14 protein-coding genes, 1 tRNA gene and 1 pseudogene are annotated in these 18,209 nt (G+C 63.2%); 7 read left to right on the top strand and 9 right to left on the bottom strand.

All coding sequences use genetic code 11. From position 1 onward, the window contains the following. Nucleotides 1-3: 3 nt before the first annotated feature. Nucleotides 4-85, top strand: a tRNA-Leu gene (locus FL311_RS02435). A 47-nt stretch (nt 86-132) separates the two neighbouring features. Here FL311_RS02435 and FL311_RS02440 read toward each other — a convergent pair. From FL311_RS02440 to FL311_RS02480, 9 genes are all read right to left on the bottom strand, one after another. Further along, the gene (locus tag FL311_RS02440; protein WP_141323172.1) at nt 133-1,344 is read right to left on the bottom strand and encodes a site-specific integrase; all 1,212 of its coding nucleotides are present in this window, start codon (nt 1,342-1,344) and stop codon (nt 133-135) included. Further along, on the bottom strand, nt 1,341-1,589 hold the full coding sequence (locus FL311_RS02445; protein ID WP_141323173.1) for a helix-turn-helix domain-containing protein: 249 nt from the start codon (nt 1,587-1,589) through the stop codon (nt 1,341-1,343). The genes FL311_RS02440 and FL311_RS02445 overlap by 4 nt, the downstream gene beginning before the upstream one ends. Next, nucleotides 1,586-4,330, bottom strand: coding sequence for a bifunctional DNA primase/polymerase (locus FL311_RS02450; protein WP_141323174.1), 2,745 nt, complete (start codon nt 4,328-4,330; stop codon nt 1,586-1,588). The genes FL311_RS02445 and FL311_RS02450 overlap by 4 nt, the downstream gene beginning before the upstream one ends. A gap of 632 nt (nt 4,331-4,962) precedes the next feature. Next, nucleotides 4,963-5,199, bottom strand: coding sequence for a hypothetical protein (locus tag FL311_RS02455; RefSeq protein ID WP_141323175.1), 237 nt, complete (start codon nt 5,197-5,199; stop codon nt 4,963-4,965). A gap of 122 nt (nt 5,200-5,321) precedes the next feature. Then, nucleotides 5,322-6,332, bottom strand: a complete 1,011-nt coding sequence (locus tag FL311_RS02460) for a hypothetical protein (RefSeq protein ID WP_228556630.1) — start codon at nt 6,330-6,332, stop codon at nt 5,322-5,324. Nucleotides 6,333-6,641: 309 nt separating this feature from the next. Continuing rightward, nucleotides 6,642-7,172 carry a hypothetical protein gene (locus FL311_RS02465; protein ID WP_141323176.1) on the bottom strand — a complete coding sequence of 177 codons (531 nt, stop codon included), beginning with the start codon at nt 7,170-7,172 and terminating at the stop codon, nt 6,642-6,644. Between the two features lie 826 nt (nt 7,173-7,998). Then, entirely contained in the window at nt 7,999-9,174 is a 1,176-nt protein-coding gene (locus FL311_RS02470) for a hypothetical protein (protein ID WP_141323177.1), read from the bottom strand. After that, on the bottom strand, nt 9,167-10,135 hold the full coding sequence (locus FL311_RS02475) for a hypothetical protein (RefSeq protein ID WP_141323178.1): 969 nt from the start codon (nt 10,133-10,135) through the stop codon (nt 9,167-9,169). The genes FL311_RS02470 and FL311_RS02475 overlap by 8 nt, the downstream gene beginning before the upstream one ends. A gap of 194 nt (nt 10,136-10,329) precedes the next feature. Next, complete coding sequence (locus FL311_RS02480) at nt 10,330-11,757, bottom strand: helicase (RefSeq protein WP_228556631.1); 1,428 nt, start codon at nt 11,755-11,757, stop codon at nt 10,330-10,332. A gap of 196 nt (nt 11,758-11,953) precedes the next feature. Between FL311_RS02480 and FL311_RS46235 the strand changes: the two are divergent. The 6 genes and pseudogenes from FL311_RS46235 to istA all read left to right on the top strand — a co-directional run. Next, nucleotides 11,954-12,231: pseudogene (locus FL311_RS46235) on the top strand (hypothetical protein). A gap of 189 nt (nt 12,232-12,420) precedes the next feature. After that, nucleotides 12,421-13,281 carry a DUF2381 family protein gene (locus tag FL311_RS02490; protein WP_141323179.1) on the top strand — a complete coding sequence of 287 codons (861 nt, stop codon included), beginning with the start codon at nt 12,421-12,423 and terminating at the stop codon, nt 13,279-13,281. A 29-nt stretch (nt 13,282-13,310) separates the two neighbouring features. Next, nucleotides 13,311-15,071 (top strand): serine/threonine-protein kinase, encoded by a 1,761-nt coding sequence (locus FL311_RS02495; RefSeq protein ID WP_141323185.1) that lies wholly within the window; start codon nt 13,311-13,313, stop codon nt 15,069-15,071. Nucleotides 15,072-15,226: 155 nt separating this feature from the next. After that, a complete protein-coding gene (locus FL311_RS02500) occupies nt 15,227-16,423 on the top strand; it encodes a protein kinase (protein ID WP_228556632.1) in 1,197 nt (398 codons plus the stop codon). 162 nt (nt 16,424-16,585) lie between these two features. After that, a complete protein-coding gene (locus FL311_RS02505; protein ID WP_141323181.1) occupies nt 16,586-17,242 on the top strand; it encodes a hypothetical protein in 657 nt (218 codons plus the stop codon). Nucleotides 17,243-17,372: 130 nt separating this feature from the next. Next, on the top strand, nt 17,373-18,209 hold an 837-nt coding region (gene istA / locus FL311_RS02510), incomplete at its 3' end, for an IS21 family transposase (protein WP_141323182.1).

Here is an 18,209-nt window from a genome sequence, read left to right on the forward strand (position 1 = left end):
AACGCCCAGGTGGTGGAACTGGTAGACACACCATCTTGAGGGGGTGGCGCCGAAAGGTGTGCGGGTTCGAATCCCGCCCTGGGCAACCCGAAAGAGCCTCCAAGTCCTTGTGACTTGGGGGCTTTTTCATTTCTAGCCGACGGCCTCCTGGGCATGTGCCCCCAGTGTGCCCCTCTGGCGGCGGTCGAGGGCCTTCACCGCTTCGTGCTTCACGTTCGGACTCAGGTGCGCGTACCGCATCGTCATCTCCAGGGTGGCGTGGCCCATCAGCTCCTGGATGACCTTCAGGGGGACGCCCTCCATGGCGAGGTGGCTGCCGTAGGTGTGGCGCAGGTCGTGCCACCCGATGGTCCCCTTCTCCCGCGTGATGCCCGCCCGCTTCAGCGTGGTGATGAGCAGGTGGTCCATCATTCCTGGGGTCAGGTGCTCGCCGTCCTCCTGGCAGAAGACGAAGGGGCCTCGGAGGTGCCGGTGGGCCTTGAGGGCCTCCACGACGGACTCCGGGAGGTCCACGGTCCGGGTGCTGCCGCTCTTGGGCGTACCCTCGACGCCTCGCCAGATGGTCCGCTTGACGTAGAGCTTGGCGCGCACGAGGTCGATGTCCGGCCACTGAAGCCCGATGAGTTCCCCTTGCCGTAGCCCCGTCTTGGGCGCCGTCGTCAACAGGGCTATGTCCTGGGGCTCGGCGGCCTCGATGAGCTGGTCCACCTCGTCGAAAGTGAGGAAGTCGTAGTCGGGCTTCTTCACCTTGAAGAGCTTCACGTCTGGGGTGTGGGCCAGGACGTTCTGCTCCTTCGCGAGGTTGAGCAGCTTGCTCAGGACAGCCAGGGCGTTGTTGATGGTCTTCAGGCTCAACGTCTTCGGCGTGCGGACCTTGCGCCTCCGGAGGGCACGCTTGGAGGGCGTGTCCGAGTGGCCGCTGAGCCTTCGGGGCTTCTTCTTCATCGCAGCCTTGAAGTCTTCGATCTCAGCCGGGCCGATGGCTTCGAGCTTCATCTCTCCGAAGCACGGGAGAACGTGGTCCCGGAGAATCTGCTGCTTGCCTACGACGGTGGAGTGTTTGTTGTTGTTCTCGCTGTAGGTCAGGAAGCGCTGGACGAACTTCGCCAACGTGAGCGGCGCTTCCTCCTCCTTCTCGTGCTCCTTCTCCTTTCCGAAGGTCCCGGTCAGTAGCGCGTGGCGGACCTGCCGCTCGTACTCTTCGGCGCCGCGCCGGGTATTGAGCGGAGACGCCTTGCGGATGCGCTCCACTCGCCCGTCGGGGTGCTGGTACTTCACGTCAACCCACCACGCCTCCTGCACCTTGTTCTCCTTCGTCTTCCACTTCCGCAGTCTGACGCTCATGACTTCTCTCCGAGCGCAGGACCGCTGTTACCCGGCTGCCACTCTACCAAGATGCTTCGACGGATGCGGAGGACTCTGCCGAGCCGCACGATACCGGGCACCTGTCCGAGCCGGATGGCCTCGTAGAGCGTCTTCCGGTTCACGCGAAGGAGCGCGGCGGCTTCTTCCACGGTGAGGAAGTCGGGAGTCCCGGGGCGGGCCACCGCCGCGCGCACTGGGGGCTTGGGACACGTGCCGTGACTCATCGGTGCATGCCCCCCATCCGCGCGTGATTCGCACCCGGTGACGTATGGGAGTGAGGATGGGGAGCCCCGACGCGCGAGTTCCCCGCCTCCACCTTCTCTTCATCGAGGACCAGCCAGTAGGCCCGCACACGCTTGCCGTCGACGGACACCTTGCGCGTGAGATGACCGTCTTCCTTGGCCGCGAGTTCCTTGGCGGCAAGCTCCGTCATCACCTGCCGGATGTCGAAGCGTCCTTCGCGCGCGATGTCGTTCATCGTCGTCTGGAAGATGGCCACGAAGCGCCTTCCACTGGCGTCCTTCTCGTCCACCACCAGTCCGGGACGATGGATGGGGCTCAAGCCATCGAAGCCCGCCCAGTTGGATGCGACGAAGTTCATGATGAAGTCGTAAGCCGCATCGGCGGTCGTCTTCGTCTCGCGGGACTCCTTCAACACCGCCGCGCAGAAGGCTTGCCCCGCGTCGAGCGCGGCCACTTGCGCGCGCGCTTCGTCCTCGCCGCAGACGTGGACGCGTGCGAGCCTGTCGGCCAGCACCAGGAGCGCAGCGTAGCGGGCCTGTTCCGTCGTCTCCGTCGCCAACTGGGTGGAGAGCTGACGGTGCAGGGCGCGCAGGTAATCGAGCCGCTCTCGGGCCGTGTAGTGCTCCATGAGCGCGCGGATGAAGGTCGGTCCCGCGTGACCGTGATGCTTCTCCAAGCCCTGATGGGTCTGCGTGGCCAGGGCCGCGTCCCCCAGCGGTTGCGCGCACACCTCCAGCGTTCGGTTCTTCGCGCCCGCCGCGCCGCCAATCTGCAAGAGCGGCTTCTCCCCGGAGATGAAGGCCAGCGAGCGCCACGTCTTCCGCGCGCGCAGCTCCCCGGTTTGTGTGGCGCGCGCTCCGCTCGTCTCCGTGCCCACGATGTAGGCCATCAGGTTCGTCATCCCCTCGCGGGTGACTTGGGTGTCGTCAATCCAGGTGGGCAGGTCGCGATGGCGGGACAGCTCGCCCTGCAACGCGGCGGACGAGACATCCCCGCTGACCTTGAGGCCCGACGGACGCCCCCAGAATGACGTGGTGGTGGCCTGCACCGCGGATTTTCCCGTCCCCGAGGCTCCCCAGATGGACAGGCACATGCTGCGCAGCTCCAGCAGCCGCAACAGAGGCGCCGCGAAGCCCGCCGCCCAGGCCATCTCCGCGACGGGGCTTCGGTCGCGAACGGCGAGCGTCAGGCGCAGGTGTTCGTCCGCCGAGCCGCGCGACATGAGCGCATCGAGGAAGGCGGCTTCACCGGGCATGATGACGCGGCCGGGCTCCCCAATGACCTGCCGCCCCACGACGAAGCTCCGCATGTCCTGGGACCAGCCGCTTTGGGTGAAGATGCGCACCCGAGGCAGGCTCGCGTGATTGTGCTGCTCCTGGGCCTGGAGGAAGTCCTGGACCTTCTTGCTGTTGCTGCTGGTGAGCGGGGCGCCCCGGCCCGACAGCTCCAGGATTTCGCTCCCTGACACCTTGGCGCGCGGCACCGTCTCGGTGCGCACGCGGCCCCCGTACATCCACCGCACCGTCACGTAGCAGGTCTCGTGTTCATCCTCTCCGGTCTCCGTGATGTTGATGGGCGCAGCGGCGACAGTGGAGAGCTTGTCCCTGTCGGTGTACTTGAAGATGCCGAGCGACTGCCCGTCATGGATGGCGTAGCCCGGAGCTGCCATCCAACCGTCAGCGTCAAGCGCGGGCGTGGCCTCGGTTGACGGGCGTGAATGGACCAAGCTCCTGACCAGGGCGGCGTCCTTCTCCCACTGGGCCTGGGCCTCGCCGTACTGCGCATTGACGCTATGGAGGCGCTCCGCAACGTGCGCGGCATCGTGGTCCGTGCAGGCCATCGCCGCTACGGCCGGGGCGAGCAGGCGCAACACGGTTTCGTCCGATGCCTCCGGGGCCTTGAATCGCAGGTAAGAGAGAAGGGCCCAGAGGTTGTAGTGATGCTCCCCGGATGGGAACAGGGGCTGCCCCTCCTTCATGCGCTCCACCGCCGCCGCACGCTTGGGGTCTCCCGTGTGCTGCCACCGCTTCCAGAGTTGCTCCTCGGTGAGCCCGTCGCGCGTGGGCGCCTGCCAGGTGCTCTCCGTCGTCGTCCCTTCAACGGGCGTGGGGCGGGTGCGCTTGGCCTGGGCTGCGTCACGAATCCATGCGGGGGCATCCGCGAGAGGTGTCTGGGACGGAGTCGAGCCCGCCACCCAGGCATACCGCTCCCCAGTGCGATGGAGGCTCGGGGGCGCGATGACATAGCCACCATTCCCGCGCGTGTCGATTCCAGGGGCGATGCTGGCCGCCTTCGACACCAGTCCTGAGTTGCGGAAGTAGACGTGGAAACCCCCGCCGCTGGTCTGGGCCACGATGGTCCGGGGCAGCTCGCCGCGCGCCGCCTCCTCCTTCGCCATCGCCTCCACACCACCGGCCTTCGCGTCGATGTCCACCACGTCGATGCCGGAGAGGGCCCCCGTGGCGATGGCGACGTTTGCTTGGGGCCAGAGCTGCCACCACGCGCGAATCTGGGCCGCGTCCGTCGTGGCGTCCTTCACTCCATTGCGCGTGCGTGGATGCTTCCCGGCTTGAGTGCAGGACGCTCCACCAGGGCAGGTGCAGATGAGCACCCCCGAGGGAGAACGCGTGGGCTCGAAGCAGGGGAAGACGTGCCAGCCACGCTCGGCATACTCCAGCGCGGCCTCCAGGATGTGAGTCGGGTTCGAGTCGGCGGTTGTCACGGGACGTCCAAGGCAAAAGGGGGGAATCGCGGCGAGCCGAAGGGCTGCCGGGTGGGCTTCGATGGGGTGGACCGGGGCGGATTCGGTAGCGGGGCAGAAAGCGGGGCAGGCTTAACCTGCGAGAATCACTCAGGAAACTGGCAACCCGCCCCGCTGCCCCGCTTTTTCACCGGAACACACGCTGAGATGTAGAGAGGGAATGAGAGGGGTTGAATGTCTGCAATTGCCCTGTGGGGGGTATGTTCCTCTCTTTCTCTCTCTCTTCTCTTAAATAGGCGGGGCAGGCGGGGCAGGGAGGCCAAGCTGCTCGCCACCCTGTTGAGATGTCAGGGCTTTTTCGCTTCATGGGGCGCCCCGCTTTGCGCCCCGGTCTGCTCTAGAAGCGGGGCAGGCGGGGCGGGCCAATCCCAGGGCCATGGCTGGCTGTCGCTCGGACGCGTCGACACCTCGCGCAGCTCGGGACGCTCGGGAGCTGGCCGTCTCCTTCTCGACTTCATCAGGGCCTTCACTCGGCTGATGACGAAGTGACGGAGTCCCCTGCTTCTCAAGCAGAACCGAGAGGAGGGAGAGGAGGGCCCACTGTTCGTCCGTCACAGCGTCATGGCCTCGGTGCGGTCGGGGGCAGCACGCGTTCATTCGGCCCTCGTGGGGAGGCTGTAGGCCCGGGGCACCGCGCCACGAGCGCCGGGCGTGTACCTCGCGGCCTCGCGCACCTCGCCAGTCAGCACGAGCGCCGCGAGGCAACGGCGGACGGCCTGCTCTCCCGCTCCGAGCGCGCTGCACAGCTCCTTCACGGTCCGCCCCTTGGGACCGGCGTCGGTGAGAGCGGCGATGACGTGGGGGCGGTACTGCTCAACCTGTTCAAGCATGTGTTGGTCTCCTCTAACTTCCTTATGGGGACGCTTTCCGCGACTGGCTCCGCTGGGCCTTCGTTGGCCGCGATTGGCGGTGTGCTGACCCCACGTAAATGCGTGCGGTTTCTGCGAATGGTTCACGCGACCATCTCCACGCCGTTTCCGGTCACGGCTGATGGTGCCCAGCCCCTGATAGATGGTGCGGATTCTGGGGATGGCTCAGGCATGCCCCCTGGTTCGGATTTCCGAGGGGTGGCCGCTCTGGACCTTGCTTGGCGGTCCTCCACGCTCGAAAAATTCTCAGGGAAAACGAAGGGGCTCGTTATGTGCGGCGTACCCCCCGGTTTTTTGCTGAAACGACAGACGAGCACGTTGAAGCGCTGGTTGACCGGGAGAGCGGTGCTGGCTTCGACGACGTCCAGGTAAATCGACTTGTACTCGTCGACGCGCCCGCTCTTCCGCGGGTCTTCGAGAAGCCCGTCACCCCAGCCGAGCAGCGTGTCACGGTCGGCTGCGACCGGGCCGTCGGGGAATCGCTCGCTGGGCGAGGTGTCGGGAGGCGCGCCGTTGAAGGCGGCGGTGATGAGTCGGGCGAGGCGCTTGGAGTCCTTGGTGCCATTGGCGCGGAAGATGCCGCTGGCCTGGATGTGAGCGCGGTTAGCCTTCCACTCCTGCTCGACGCGGAGGCGCAGCTCCTCGACGCGTCCGGCGCCGGTGCGAATCCCCCAGATGGAGGCGAAGTGGAGCGCGATGGCGGCGCGGACCTGGTCCCCTTCCGCGTGGAGGTTGCCGCCGTTGGGGATGCCGGACGCAGCGCGCTCTTGGGACAGGTGGACGTCCAGCGTGAGGCGGGCGTCGCGCAGCGGGTACTTCACGGCGCCCTCGGGCCACTGCTCCAGTGGCACCCCATCCAGTTCGCCGTAGCGCAGGCGCCACGCGTCGGGGGCGTGCTTGTCCGCGCTGATGTCGAGGCCGAGGTGGCGCCGCGCCAGGAGGGCCAGCGGGTAGCGAGCGCCCTCGTCGTCTCCCAGCGGGCGCCCCGTCTCCGGGTCCACGCCATGGAGTCCCCGGGCAATGTCCAGAAGGGCTTCACGGATGGCCACGTCATGGAAGCGGCCCGCATCGGCAGCGGCGAAGACGGTGTCCACGAGTCGCGGGTCATCCGCACACATGACGCCCAGGTCGTAGGCGAGGTTGGCGCCCGTCAGGCAGACGTCCGTCGCGCGGAGTGTCTCACGGAACCACGTGCGCGCCTGGGCGGCGGAGAGGAGTCGCTCGCTACCTGGCGCTTCCTGGGCGATGGATGCACAGACGAGCGGCGGCGCCAGGAGTCCGGGTTGAATCGGGTACGTCTCGGTGTCGAAGCTGAAGAGGACAGGCACAACACCGAAAGGCCCGTGACGTGGGCCAGCCGGGCGCCCTGCGAGAGCGCCAAGAAGTCCAGAGGTGAGGGAACGTCAGCCCAGGGCGTCAGCGAGAGGCGGGAGCTTCGCGGCGGCGCGCTTGGCCTCGATGGCGGCCAGCTCCGTGTCCGTAAGGCTCACGTTGCTCCAGCGGCAGCCCTCGATGACCTTGCCGGGCTTGCCGTCCTTCTCGGGGAGCGTCTTGGGGAAGACGTCGCAGTCCACCAGGAGGAAGGCGCCAGCCTGCTTCGCCTCGGTGAACCTGGCGATGAAGTCGGGCGTGACATCGTGCTCCTCGGCACCCGCCAGGGCCATGAGGAACGCCTTGAAGCGCCCGCCTCCGTTCTTCTTCGAGTCGGAGAGGTTCTCCACGTAGCTGGCGACGAGGCCGGGCCGCGTGGGCTCGGTGGTGGGCTGGGTCCTTTCGGACGTCACGACCTTGATTTCAGCGATGGCGGACAGGCCCTTGAAGCCGTCCTTGGTGCGGATTAACTGCACCTCCAGGCGGTAGCGGCCAGCCTTGAGGTACTGCGCGGCGAGGGTGGCCTGAGAGGTGGCGATTCGTGCGAGTGCTGCGTTGCTCATGTCCCGTGTTCCCGGTCAGTTGGCGGGACGTCGAGAGGACGTCCTCATACTCCCTGATGGGGATGCTTTTCGGAGGTGTCTCGGTAGAGCAGTTTCTAGGAGCCCGCATGTATTGCTAGACTGTTGTTCGAGTTCGAGCTTGGAGGGGGAGTGACAATGTAAGGCATGAACGAAGTATTGCGAACGCCCGAGAGGGGAGTCCAGAGTGAACAGTCGCCTTACCTTCGCTTGAAATTTCGCAGCAGTATTCGTCGGGCGCTATTTTGAATCGAAACTCCGCACGGTCTATCTTGATAGGTCTTGCCCCTGAGAGTGCGGTCAAGTGGCGACGAACGTCGGATGAACCGGTGAGTTCGATTTTTGCGGAGACGGTATTGGATATTGTTAAGTCCGATGCTTTGACCGTAGTGACTGTTACTCGACCAATTTCTGACTCAATTTTGCCTAGCCAGTCGATTACGCGAATGCGCGCAGGCTCGATATAAATTGAGCCCTGGGAATAATCCCAAATACGGTCAAGCAGGCTTCGGTGAGTACGGAATGGCTCGAAAATTTCGATTGATGGAGTTGTGGTTGTAATGCGAAATGCTGTTTGTCGGTACTCGGACCATTTTAGTTCCTGGGTTTTTCCGAATGGGTCCTCAAGCATTTCGGTCGATTCGATTAGCTCAATAAAACTACCCTCAAGTAAGTCAGGCCGAACGTGGCGCATGCGAAAACCGGAGCTTCCACCTTGTCGAAACTGGTCGCCAAGCATGCTGTCTCCGAGCGTTCTGAGTGTGTTCGGGCCAATGTTTGAAACGAACCAGCGTGCTCGCGATCCCATTTACCCTCCCGCCGCAGCGGGTGGCACGAATGCTTCGATTGCCACAGTCGTGTCGGAAGTAGCTGCCTGAAGTGCTTTGCGTGCAGCCATCTCTATGAGTCCCGAAAATTCGGAACGGTCGCTGTCACTTACTGGAGAAGAGGTCGTCCGCCATTGGCCGTCGCGCTTCTTCTCGAAAGTTCCCTTTAGGTGATACCGGAATCCAGTTGCTGCATTTGGATTGCCGAATTCTGCCTCGAAGATGATCTGGCGCGCAGGCCCTTTTTCTCGCTCGACAACCCAGATGGCGTGGCTAATGAAGAAATCTTCCTTGATGAGGTCTTGATAGTGTCGCGTTTGTAGTAGTGCATTGCCTTTGAGCCATGATCTTACGAGCCCTGTCATTTTGCGATCACGGCGTGTGCGGGGGCGTGTGGGCTGAGGGGTGTGGGAGTCGTCCGATTGCTGAGTAGATTCTTCGTCGTCTGACTCCTCGCTGATTCTGTCGACGCTTACGTGTGTGACGTCGACGAGTCGGCAATCGGTAATGCTTCGCATGAGGGTCAGAAAGAAGCCTGTGCGGCTGTCGGGGGATTTTATGCCAGACAGCTCGATTAGAGCTTTCTCGACAGGTTGCCCTGTCTTGTTTTCTATGGCGGATGTGATGGACGTGATTATCTCGTCGGCTCTCTTGTTTGCGTCGTGGCGTACGTGAATTCCATCGTCTTGGGGAGTGATCGAGATCGATAGTTTGCGCTCGCGCCGCTGTTCCAGGCGATTCTTTGATGGGTCTGGAAGTTCGGAGTATGTGACCTCGATAGTTGTCGTGTTGCCCCCCTGCGTTATTCGGTATGCTTCGTTTCCGCCTAGTTGTCTCTTTTTTGATGTCTGATCAATGATGGCCGTGAGTTGACTGTGGCTTACCGTGGACGTCAGGATGATGCTTGAGGTTTTTTCGATGCGATCTGCGGTTTGGACTCTTTCGTAGAGTTGCGATAGGTGGGGCCAGTCAAACGTTAGGCTTGATATGTAGCTGGCAATTTCTTCGTGTGAGTCCGACTGGGAGAGGAGAATGCCCCGGGAGCGAGCAATCTCAAGTAGGGCATTGAATGGGACTTCTCTGCGGTGGTTGAGAAGGAAGTCGTAGATGTCTTTATCGTCTGCGTAGTAGAGCGAGCTTTTTGTGAGGCTAGTCATCGTTCATTTCCATTCCTATGGCTTCGGCGTTGAAGTTGTTGACCATGCGGTTAGGTGGGTCGAACGAGATTTTCTTGAGGAGTGAGTGAATATGTAGTGCCGCAGGAAGGCCTAGCACGTAACTTTCGATAGCGCTGTTGAATATGCTTGGCGCCTCGCGGGATGCATAGGGGAATCTGAAGATTATTCGAGTGTCCGAGTCGATGAGCTGGAATCGAAAGAGGTAGTCAAATATATACTTAAACTCGTCGGCGGAAGCTCCTTTGCTTCGTGCGTAGACGACCCTCCCCTTGATTGGTCTTTGTTGTTCGGTGTCGTCAAATGTGTATATCTGCCAGGGGGATGTTAGGGCATCTATTGTGAGGGTCTTTGAATATTGCGTGTGTGCTCGTTTCCGGATGAGTTGAGGGTAGAAGAATCGGCATTCGCTGTTGGTGGGGATTATTTTTTGATACTTGAGGTGCTCCATGTCGTAAACGAGATTTAGGAGGTATAGGACGTCTTCCGGGCCAAAAACAAAGAGCTGTAGGTCGGGGGCTATGTCGATTGATTTTGAGTCGATTGAAATCAACGTATCGCGAAAGTCGTTTTCGTATTGATTGTCGTGATTGTATATGAATAGCATGCCGACGGTCGTGTATTGTATGCCGGCTGGGACAAATCTTTCTTGCCATGTGCGGCTTCTTCTTGTGCAGTCTGTGTCTTGGGCTAGGCTGTTGATGGTTTTTATGAGTTCGGAGCGTTTTATGGATGTTTTTCCGTAGCTCTTGAGGTCGGTGTTGACGAAGATTGTCTGGTTGCTGTATGGGTCTTCGTATCTAAAAACAACGTCTGATGGATGGGTGCCTCGGCCTCCGGGCGATTGATGCTGGAGCGTCGAGCATTCCCAGTCCATGTTGAGTGGGCCGACGATGGTCCATCCAAGAGTGCTAAAGATTTCCTTGGAAATCTTCTCTGCCATCCTTGAAATGGTAGATGTTTCCCCCATTGGTGTCCTGGTCCCTCTGCCAACACTCGCTTATGGGACATGCGCGAGTGCAGCGTCCTTCGAGTTATGCAGGTACTATAGGTGGGTGGGGTAATGTCGTCTAGCCTGAGATTCCTAGATTGGTTGGCGCGGACTTGCGTCAACCGAGTGATGTGGTGTTTGTGGTCTCAATAAGGAGCTTTTGCTCTTGCCCTTCTGTCTCCATGACGAACTGCGCGGTCAATTGCAGTCGTAAGAGCCGCAACATGAGGCTGGGTGTGTAGGTACACCAATACGTTGTCCCTGGGTGTTTGCTGACCTGGGCGGTGAGTCCGCGCGAGGAGCTGCTCCCACGTTGCACCATCCGAAGGTGGCGTCACCACGAGGTTTCGGAAGAACTGCTGGAGATTCTTCCCCGTGGCGTGCGCCTTGATGCTAGCCACCACAGAGCGCTTTCCCGTCTCTCGTAGGATGGCCTCGGACGCGGTCTTGCCCCCACCGTAGAACGGCACACCCGCTGCCTTGGCGATGCGCTCCCCCAGCTCCGGGTACTCGACCCAGACGATTCCCGCTTGCGAGCGCGCCCACTCCACCGCGTCCCTCACTAGGAAGTCCGACACCCAAACCGCCTGGGGCTCGGGCTGGACGGCGGCATGAATCTCTGCCCATGCCTGCCATGTCGACGCGTGCCAGACTGGCTTGTCCCCCTCGTAAGGCGGTGACATGTGCGCGCGGATGGCTGCCTTGGTGAGCAGCCCTGGTGAGTCCAGGTGCTCGCGGCGCACACCCTTGAGTTCCTCCCACACCTCCTTGTTCCATGCCTTCCGCCGTGCGAACCACTTTTCAATCAACTCTGGCGGCTCGCCTCGCGGGTAGCGCCAGCGGTGGTAGAATCCCGCCGACAACTGTCGCGTGCAGGCCACGGCCTGGAACTGCTCCTGGAACTGCTCCCCGTCCGGACGCTCGCCTGCGTGCGCCAACTCGATGAGGGCGAGAAGCTGCGCGGGCACGGGCCCCAGCTTCCGCTCCCTGATGATGAGCGGCTTGTCCAGGGCGCTCTCCTCCGTGGCCACCACGCCGCGCGTCGCGTTGCGGTGGCGCTGGAAGCCTTCGCGCACGTGTTCTCCCGGCTCGCACAGCCGCTCCAGTGCGCCCGGAGGGGCTACCACCTTGCCCGGGTCCAGCGCGGTTCCCCACTCCTCCACGACGTGGTGCGCGAGCGGCAGGGGCGAGCCCTCTCCCAGCGCCAGCCGTGACAGGTGCGCGTATTCCTTGATGCTCTTGGACGCGAAGTTGCCGGAGAGCGCCACGAGGCGCGTCCGTGGGTGCTCCTCGAAGTAGCGGAGGAAACGGCCCGTTCGCGTGGACTTCGGAGCCTTGATGTTGTGCGCCTCGTTGAGAATGACGAGGTCAGGGCGGATGCGCTCCAGCAGGTTCGTCGCTTCCTGACTGGAGAGCTGGTTGTACGTGACGACGTGGAGCACCGGCAGACCCACCCGGAACCACCTGCCGCCCGCGAGGTTGGGAAGCCGCCAGTTCGCGCCGTAGTATCTCCACTCGACCTGGAACTGAGGCAGGAGGATTGTGGGAGTAGCCCGAGTCACGCCCACGTTCATTCCCTTCTTCAACACGGACAGGGGCGGCAGGGTGCTCGGCGTCTCGCTCGCGGTTAGGGCACCGTACTCCCGCGATTGAGAGCGCCGAGCAGGCGGGCGAGATTGCCGGCGGCCAGGTCGTGGGCAAGGCCGCGGCGATTGTCGTGCTTAATCAGCTAGATAAGCGGGGCGACCGGTCAAGCTCGGCGCGCTCGTACTGGCCTTGCTCGTCGCATTCCTGCTTCGGGCTCGGAGATCATTAGCGTCGAGCGCGCCCAGCTCTTTCCGGATGGAGGTGCGGCAGCCGTCGAAGTCGAGGGCGGCTGCTGGTTGTCCGAGATCCGCTGTGTCCGTACCGCTGCCGAGATTGAGCGGCTCCGGGCCGAGAACGAAGCACTGCGCCAACAGGCTGGTGATGTGTCCTTCACGGTCGCCGTCGTGGCGTTGGTTCTCGGGCTCGGTGCCGGGTTCGCCGTTGCGAGGCTCGCGAATTGAGAAGGGGTGACTGTGGAATCGGCGCGGTTGGTCTGGGACCTCGCTACGCCGTGACACTGCGGCACTCACCGCAGCCTCCCCAGGGGTGCAAGGCACAGGTCGCCTGGCGGGTGCAAAGGGCTCGGCTCCACTTAGTCCTCTTGCGCGAGTCTTCCGGTGCTAGCGTTGGACCGTGGAGGTCATGCGCCATTGAACCAGCCGGTAAGATTGGCCCTCGCGCTCGTGCTCGTGTGGGGAGCTGCGGCGCCTGCAAGGGCAGCACAGGTTGAGCGTGTGAAGCGGGAGCGGTCGGTGGCCGTCACAGGCAGCCCATTGGAGCCGATTCCTGTAGTCCGGGTCGCCCATGGCACACCAACTGTGTTCCTCTTTCCGTCCCCCATCAACCGGAAGACTCTCACCTTTGACGAGACGCGGATTCGGGTGCTGGATGCCGGGGAGCGGTCAGTCATCGTCCAGCCGGTGGCCGACCTGCCGGACGGAGAGCGCTACGAGATTGGTGTGTACTTCGCGGATGGTCGTTCGCCTTCACGAGCTGCCTTCGTCCTGCTGACAGACCCTGCCGAAGTCGACTTACGCATTGATGTTACCCGCTCAGAGCAAGCCGAAGTGTGTCCCGATGCCCCTCCGCGCGAGACCAAGCCAGAAGACCTCCTGTTGATGGGGCTCGTGGACAAGGAGGGCGTCACAGTGACACCCATCAAGAGCCACGAAGCTCCAGCACGAGGCTTTGCAGTCACTGCCGCGTTGGCGTATCGAAGCAAGGGGTGGGTGCTCGTCGACATGCGTGTCGAAAACTCTGCTGGACAGCGTTCTTGGCTCCCTCGCGAAGCGGTATTTACTGGCCGTGCTGGGCTCCCCTTGCGCGCTCGTGTTGTGATTCATGGTGATGATGCGATCTTGCCCGACAGCGCTAAGCGTGTGCTCGTTGTCGCGGAGGTGGCGCAGTTGAGTGCCAATCCCGTGTTCACAGTGGAAGTCTTGGGGGATGACCGCACGCTCGTACTTCACAACGTGCGCTTTCCCAAGGCAGGCGCGGGAGGGGGGCAGTGACCGTTCCTCAGTCCTCAACACCATCGGGGATGTCTATTGACGGCTGGACCGTGGTGAAGGAGCTCGGCAATGGCGGGTTTGCCATCGTCTATCTCGTCGAGAAGCAGCCGCGCCGATGTGCCCTCAAGCTCGCACGGCACAGGGATTCGAGCGGAGATGACAAGCAAACTCATGCCCGAACAATGCGGGAGCTGATGGCCCTGCTGTTGCTGGACCATCCGAACATCGTCCGGCATCAGGGGTATGGCTACTCTGAGCGAGGGAACGTGTATCTCGCCCTGGACTACGTTGAAGGCTGGACGATGGCCGAGTGGGCGGAACGAAAGCATCCGACCTTTCGTGAACTCTTGACAGTCTTTGATAAGCTCGCAAGCGCGCTGTCGTACATGCACAGCCGTGGCATTCTGCATCGCGACCTGAAGCTCTCCAACGTACTGATTCGCAAGAGCGACGGAGAGCCCGTCATCATCGACTTCAGTTGCGCGACGTTCGCCGCCGCCGAAGAGCTGACGGATAGCGGCCTGCCACCTGGGACAGACCGATTTCGAGCACCAGAACAGTTCCGCTGGCTCATGGCACACAAGGATCCGCATCGAGCACGGTACGCGTATCAGGTCGCCGATGAAGTCTTTGCGTTGGGGGCGATGCTCTTTGACCTCCTGACCGACCCGCGACCAACGGCCGCCGCTGTACGAGTCTCGCTCAACAGTCCAAGCCTCAAACCGCCGGTCGTGCGCGTCCAGAATCGCCGTGTGCCGGAGCTTCTGAGCGACCTCGTTGGAAGCATGCTGTCGCGCGAACCTGGACGGCGACCGGTCGACACAGAGGCTCTACGCCGAGAGCTGGGGGATCTGCTCGCCAACCCGAGCGAAGAGTTCCAGCGCCCGGTCCATCCCCCATCGGAACAGCTCCCAGTCGAGGCGACCGTCGAAGGGACCGTCGTACCGGCAACGGATGGGCCTGGGACGAGGAACCGACTCAGCGGCGTGCGGGCGCGGGGGCTTGCCGCACTTGCGTCCGTGGGGGTCCTGGTCGCGATTGGGGCTCTCTGGCGCTCCCCCGACGTGCCATCCACCCCCCTCCAACCTCAATCCGAGGGGCTTTGGCCCGTTCCTGTGGCCCCGATTTCGACCCCTCCGCACTCGGTTCCCCCTGCTATGTCCCTTTTCAGTCCCGCAGCCGTGGCGCAGAAGGGCCCGGATTCTGTTGCCCAGGTTCAGAAGGAAGGTCCCATCGTGAAGAACGCTCCGACAACCGAGGTTCCGCCCCAAGGTCGCCAGACGCGCGGGCGGGCGAGGACCACCGCTGGCGTCGAGTGCGCGACGATGACGCTCGTTGCGGCCCTCGCCGCGGGTTGCCCGGGTGCGCAAATCCGGCCCGAGTCCTTCACCTGTCCTGCCGGGGCCGAAGAGGCGATGCGGGAGGACCTGCGTTGGGAGGTCAACGAGGCGTTCTTGGTTACGCTGGATAGCCGCTACAAGCGCAGTGAACGCGTCTGGTTCACTGCGGGGGCGGAGGTTGAAGGGGTGGTTCCGAAGGGAATTGAACCTAGGCAACGGCAGGTGGCTCCACCCGGGACACGCTTCTATGGAAAGGCGTATTACCTCTCCGACAAGATGGGCCGGTCGGAAGGACCTGCGCTGGTTGTCCGCTACGACCGCGTGAGGCTGCCTGGGCAGGACGAGAGACCCGTGTGCTTCGTCGTCGAGATGACCGCATACGGATACGAGGACGGCCGAGTTCAGGCGAGCAACGGAGGGGGCGGGTTCGTTGTGGACCGCTGGCCTTGAGTGCCCCGAGAGGACCTATCAGGTAGGGTGCTCAGTTTTTGCGTTTTCCGCATTTTTGCGCACTAGACCTCTGGAGGCGTTCCCCCCAAATGTGGCCAGCGCTACCTTGCGCGCACTTTGCTTCCGCGAGGTCACCACGCGGCAGGGGGTCGTGCATGGCATCAAAGGCAATCGAGTTCGGGCTTCCCAGGGGGGCCATCCTCTTCTCGGCGGATGGGTACTCCTACGAGTTCCTGGAGCACTTGGGGCCGGCCCACCACGGGCAGAGCCTCTTCCTGGCACGGCGGCGGACCCTCGAAGGGCATCCACGCGGCAAGGTTCTCCTCAAGGCGATTCCTGACCAGTCTGGCCCGTCAGGAGGGCGTGTCCGTCGCGCCCGAGCGAAGCTGCTGGAAGAAGTTCGCATTGCCGAGCACCTGGACCATCCCAGCATCTTGAAGGTGTTGGGGCTGCATAAGGTCCATGGCTACTGGTACGCCGTTCTGGAGCATCCGGCGGGGAATGCCCTCGCGGACCTGCTCTCCATGGTGTCTGAGCTGGGCATCTGGTTCACGCCTGAGATGACGCTCTTCATCGGCGCGCAACTGGCGCACGCGTTGGACCATGCACACTCCGCGACGGACGAGCATGGGAAGCCCCTCAACATCGTGCATCGAGCTGTCGACCCAGACCGCATCTTCTTTGACTGGGACGGCTCGGTTCAGCTCGCTGATTTCGGGGCCGCGACTTCGACGCTCCCGGGGCGCCTCACAACATCGGTTCGCCGTCCGCAAGGGGACGTCTTCTATGCGTCCCCTGAAGCGCTGCTCGGTGGGAAGGTGGATGCACGCTCAGACCTCTTCAGTCTGGGGCTCGTGATGTTGGAGTTGTCGACCGGCCGGTGTCTGCTCTATCCCGATGCGCCAGTTGCCCCTGAAAAGGTCGCGGCGCTCTCGGAGCGGAGCCGTCGCCGAATCAAACGGTCGATTCGACGTGCGACGCTCGCGGGCTTGCAGCCGACGGTGGAGACCGCCATCTGGCAGGCCGCCACGTTCACTGAGGCTGACGTAGACGCACTGACGAGAGGGTTGCCGCAGAGCTTGCGCGTGCTCCTCGGCAGGCTGCTCACCCCGGCGCCTGCTGCGCGCTACCAGTCGGCGCGGGAGCTGGTGGGGGACATCGACGCGTGGATGGGTGGCATTTTCAGGAAGGCTGATGCCGTAGCCGAGCTGACGGCCCTGGTGGCGAAGTCCGTCGGGGGCAACAAGTCCGAGGGCATGGATACCCCGCTTCCTGACGATAGCGATGCCACAACGACAGCCCGGCTTGCGAGGGGCGAACGGCTCGCGGTCACCGAAGGTGAAAGCGCGTAGCTGAGCTGACCGCAGTCCTGCCGACCACCTGACGTCGGCACCCAATTCCTTTCACAAAAACTGATTCACCGCCGACCTGTCGCAAGTCGCTCAGGTCGACCGGGAGACGTGTGTCTTTCGTGCCTCATGCCGGGGCACGCACAGGAGACGTGTATGCAAGGAATGCGAAGTTGGATTGTCGCGCTGCTGCTGGTTCTGCCTGGAGTGACCGGGGCGGAAGAGATTGCGGACCCACCACAATTGCCAGAAGAGGTGGACGAGATAGAGGAGGAGACGTCGCCCGAGAGCACAACGGAAGATGCCGAGAGCCCACCCGGCCCGAAACAAGGCGAGGTCTCACGGACTGCGCGCTGGACGAACTTGCTTCGCGTGGAGGCCGCGACGTGGGCGTTGTTGCCGCGCGAGGGCATGGGCAGGGACGAAGGTTACTTCCAGGTGGAGCCGACCCTCGTCTTCGAGCGGAGGCCGGAGTTTGGCGTCAACCTTGGGACTCCGCTGCGCCTACGCGTGTGGGGGCCGAAGGAGGGCGGGGTTGTCCGGCGCGAGGACTGGGACACGCTCTCCGACTGGGGGCAGTTGGTCCGGAGTCTCAAGCTGGGCTCGGACAACTCGCCGCTAGGCGTGTGGTTCGGGAAGCTCGACAGCTACAGCCTTCTCAACGGGCATCTTGTACGGCGCTATGCCCACTGCGTGCTCCGGACGATCCCGATCACCTTCTCCGGAGCAAGCCGAACACCCTCTCCGGGGCAAGCCGAACACCGATTCCGGAGCAAGCCGAACACCGATTCCGGAGCAAGCCGAACACCTGTAGCAGGTTGAAGCAGTGGGGCTGGAGCAGGGCCGAGGACCTCGCGGGCTGAAAGCCGGACCGGAACGTTGACGACGCTGGACAGAGCGCCGACCACGCCGCCTCCGAAAGGAGGAGGCGGTGGCGGCAGAGAGGCTGTCCATGCGGAAGCTGAGGGAGATTTTGAGGCTGCACCTGGAGAGGGGGCTGGGCCCGCGGGCGATAGCGCGCAGCCTCTCGGTGTCGCCGAGCACGGTGAGCGGCTACCTGGGCCGAGTACGGGCCGCGAAGCTGACGTGGCCGCTGCCGGCGGCGCTGGACGAAGACGCGGCGCTGGAGCGGCTGCTGTTCGCCGACGAGGGTCCACCCCGCCCGGGCCGACCGGAGCCCGACTGGGCGCGCATGCACCTGGAGCTGCGCAAGAGGCACGTGACGAAGCAGCTGCTGTGGGAGGAGTACAAGGCGGAGCAACCGGACGGCTACCAGTTCAGCCAGTTCTGCGAGAAGTACGCGCGGTGGGCGGCGACGCTGAGCGTGACGATGCGCCAGACGCACGTGGCGGGCGAGAAGCTCTTCCTGGACTTCAGCGGGGACGGCGTGGACGTCTTGGACGCGAAGACGGGCGAGCGCAAGAAGGCGAAGCTCTTCCTCGCCGTGCTGGGCGCCAGCAACTTCACGTACGCGGAGCCGGTGCTGAGCGAGGAGTTGCCCACGTGGGTGGCCTGCCATGTCAACGCGCTGGAGTACATGGGCGGGGTGACGCAGGTCTGGGTGCCGGACAACCTGAAGAGCGCGGTGACGAGGCCAAACCGGTACGAGCCGGACCTCAACCCCACGTACGCGGAGCTGGCGCGGCACTACGGAGCGGCGGTGATTCCGGCCCGAGTGCGCAAGCCCCGGGACAAGGCGAAGGTGGAGCAAGGCGTGCTGCTGGCCGAGCGGTGGATTCTGGCGGCACTGCGCCACCGCACCTTCTTCTCGCTGGAGGAGGTGCGCCAG

The organism is Myxococcus sp. AB025B (assembly GCF_006518215.1).
In the GTDB taxonomy this organism is placed as follows: Bacteria; Myxococcota; Myxococcia; order Myxococcales; family Myxococcaceae; genus Myxococcus; species Myxococcus fulvus.

What these genes read in the sequence shown, in the direction of transcription:
- FL311_RS02440 (WP_141323172.1), bottom strand. Translation starts at nt 1,344, where the DNA reads ATGAGCGTCAGACTGCGGAAGTGGAAGACGAAGGAGAACAAGGTGCAG.
- FL311_RS02445 (WP_141323173.1), bottom strand. Translation starts at nt 1,589, where the DNA reads ATGAGTCACGGCACGTGTCCCAAGCCCCCAGTGCGCGCGGCGGTGGCC.
- FL311_RS02455 (WP_141323175.1), bottom strand. Translation starts at nt 5,199, where the DNA reads ATGCTTGAACAGGTTGAGCAGTACCGCCCCCACGTCATCGCCGCTCTC.
- FL311_RS02465 (WP_141323176.1), bottom strand. Translation starts at nt 7,172, where the DNA reads ATGAGCAACGCAGCACTCGCACGAATCGCCACCTCTCAGGCCACCCTC.
- FL311_RS02470 (WP_141323177.1), bottom strand. Translation starts at nt 9,174, where the DNA reads ATGACTAGCCTCACAAAAAGCTCGCTCTACTACGCAGACGATAAAGAC.
- FL311_RS02475 (WP_141323178.1), bottom strand. Translation starts at nt 10,135, where the DNA reads ATGGCAGAGAAGATTTCCAAGGAAATCTTTAGCACTCTTGGATGGACC.
- FL311_RS02480 (WP_228556631.1), bottom strand. Translation starts at nt 11,757, where the DNA reads ATGAACGTGGGCGTGACTCGGGCTACTCCCACAATCCTCCTGCCTCAG.
- FL311_RS02495 (WP_141323185.1), top strand. Translation starts at nt 13,311, where the DNA reads ATGTCTATTGACGGCTGGACCGTGGTGAAGGAGCTCGGCAATGGCGGG.
- FL311_RS02500 (WP_228556632.1), top strand. Translation starts at nt 15,227, where the DNA reads ATGGCATCAAAGGCAATCGAGTTCGGGCTTCCCAGGGGGGCCATCCTC.
- FL311_RS02505 (WP_141323181.1), top strand. Translation starts at nt 16,586, where the DNA reads ATGCGAAGTTGGATTGTCGCGCTGCTGCTGGTTCTGCCTGGAGTGACC.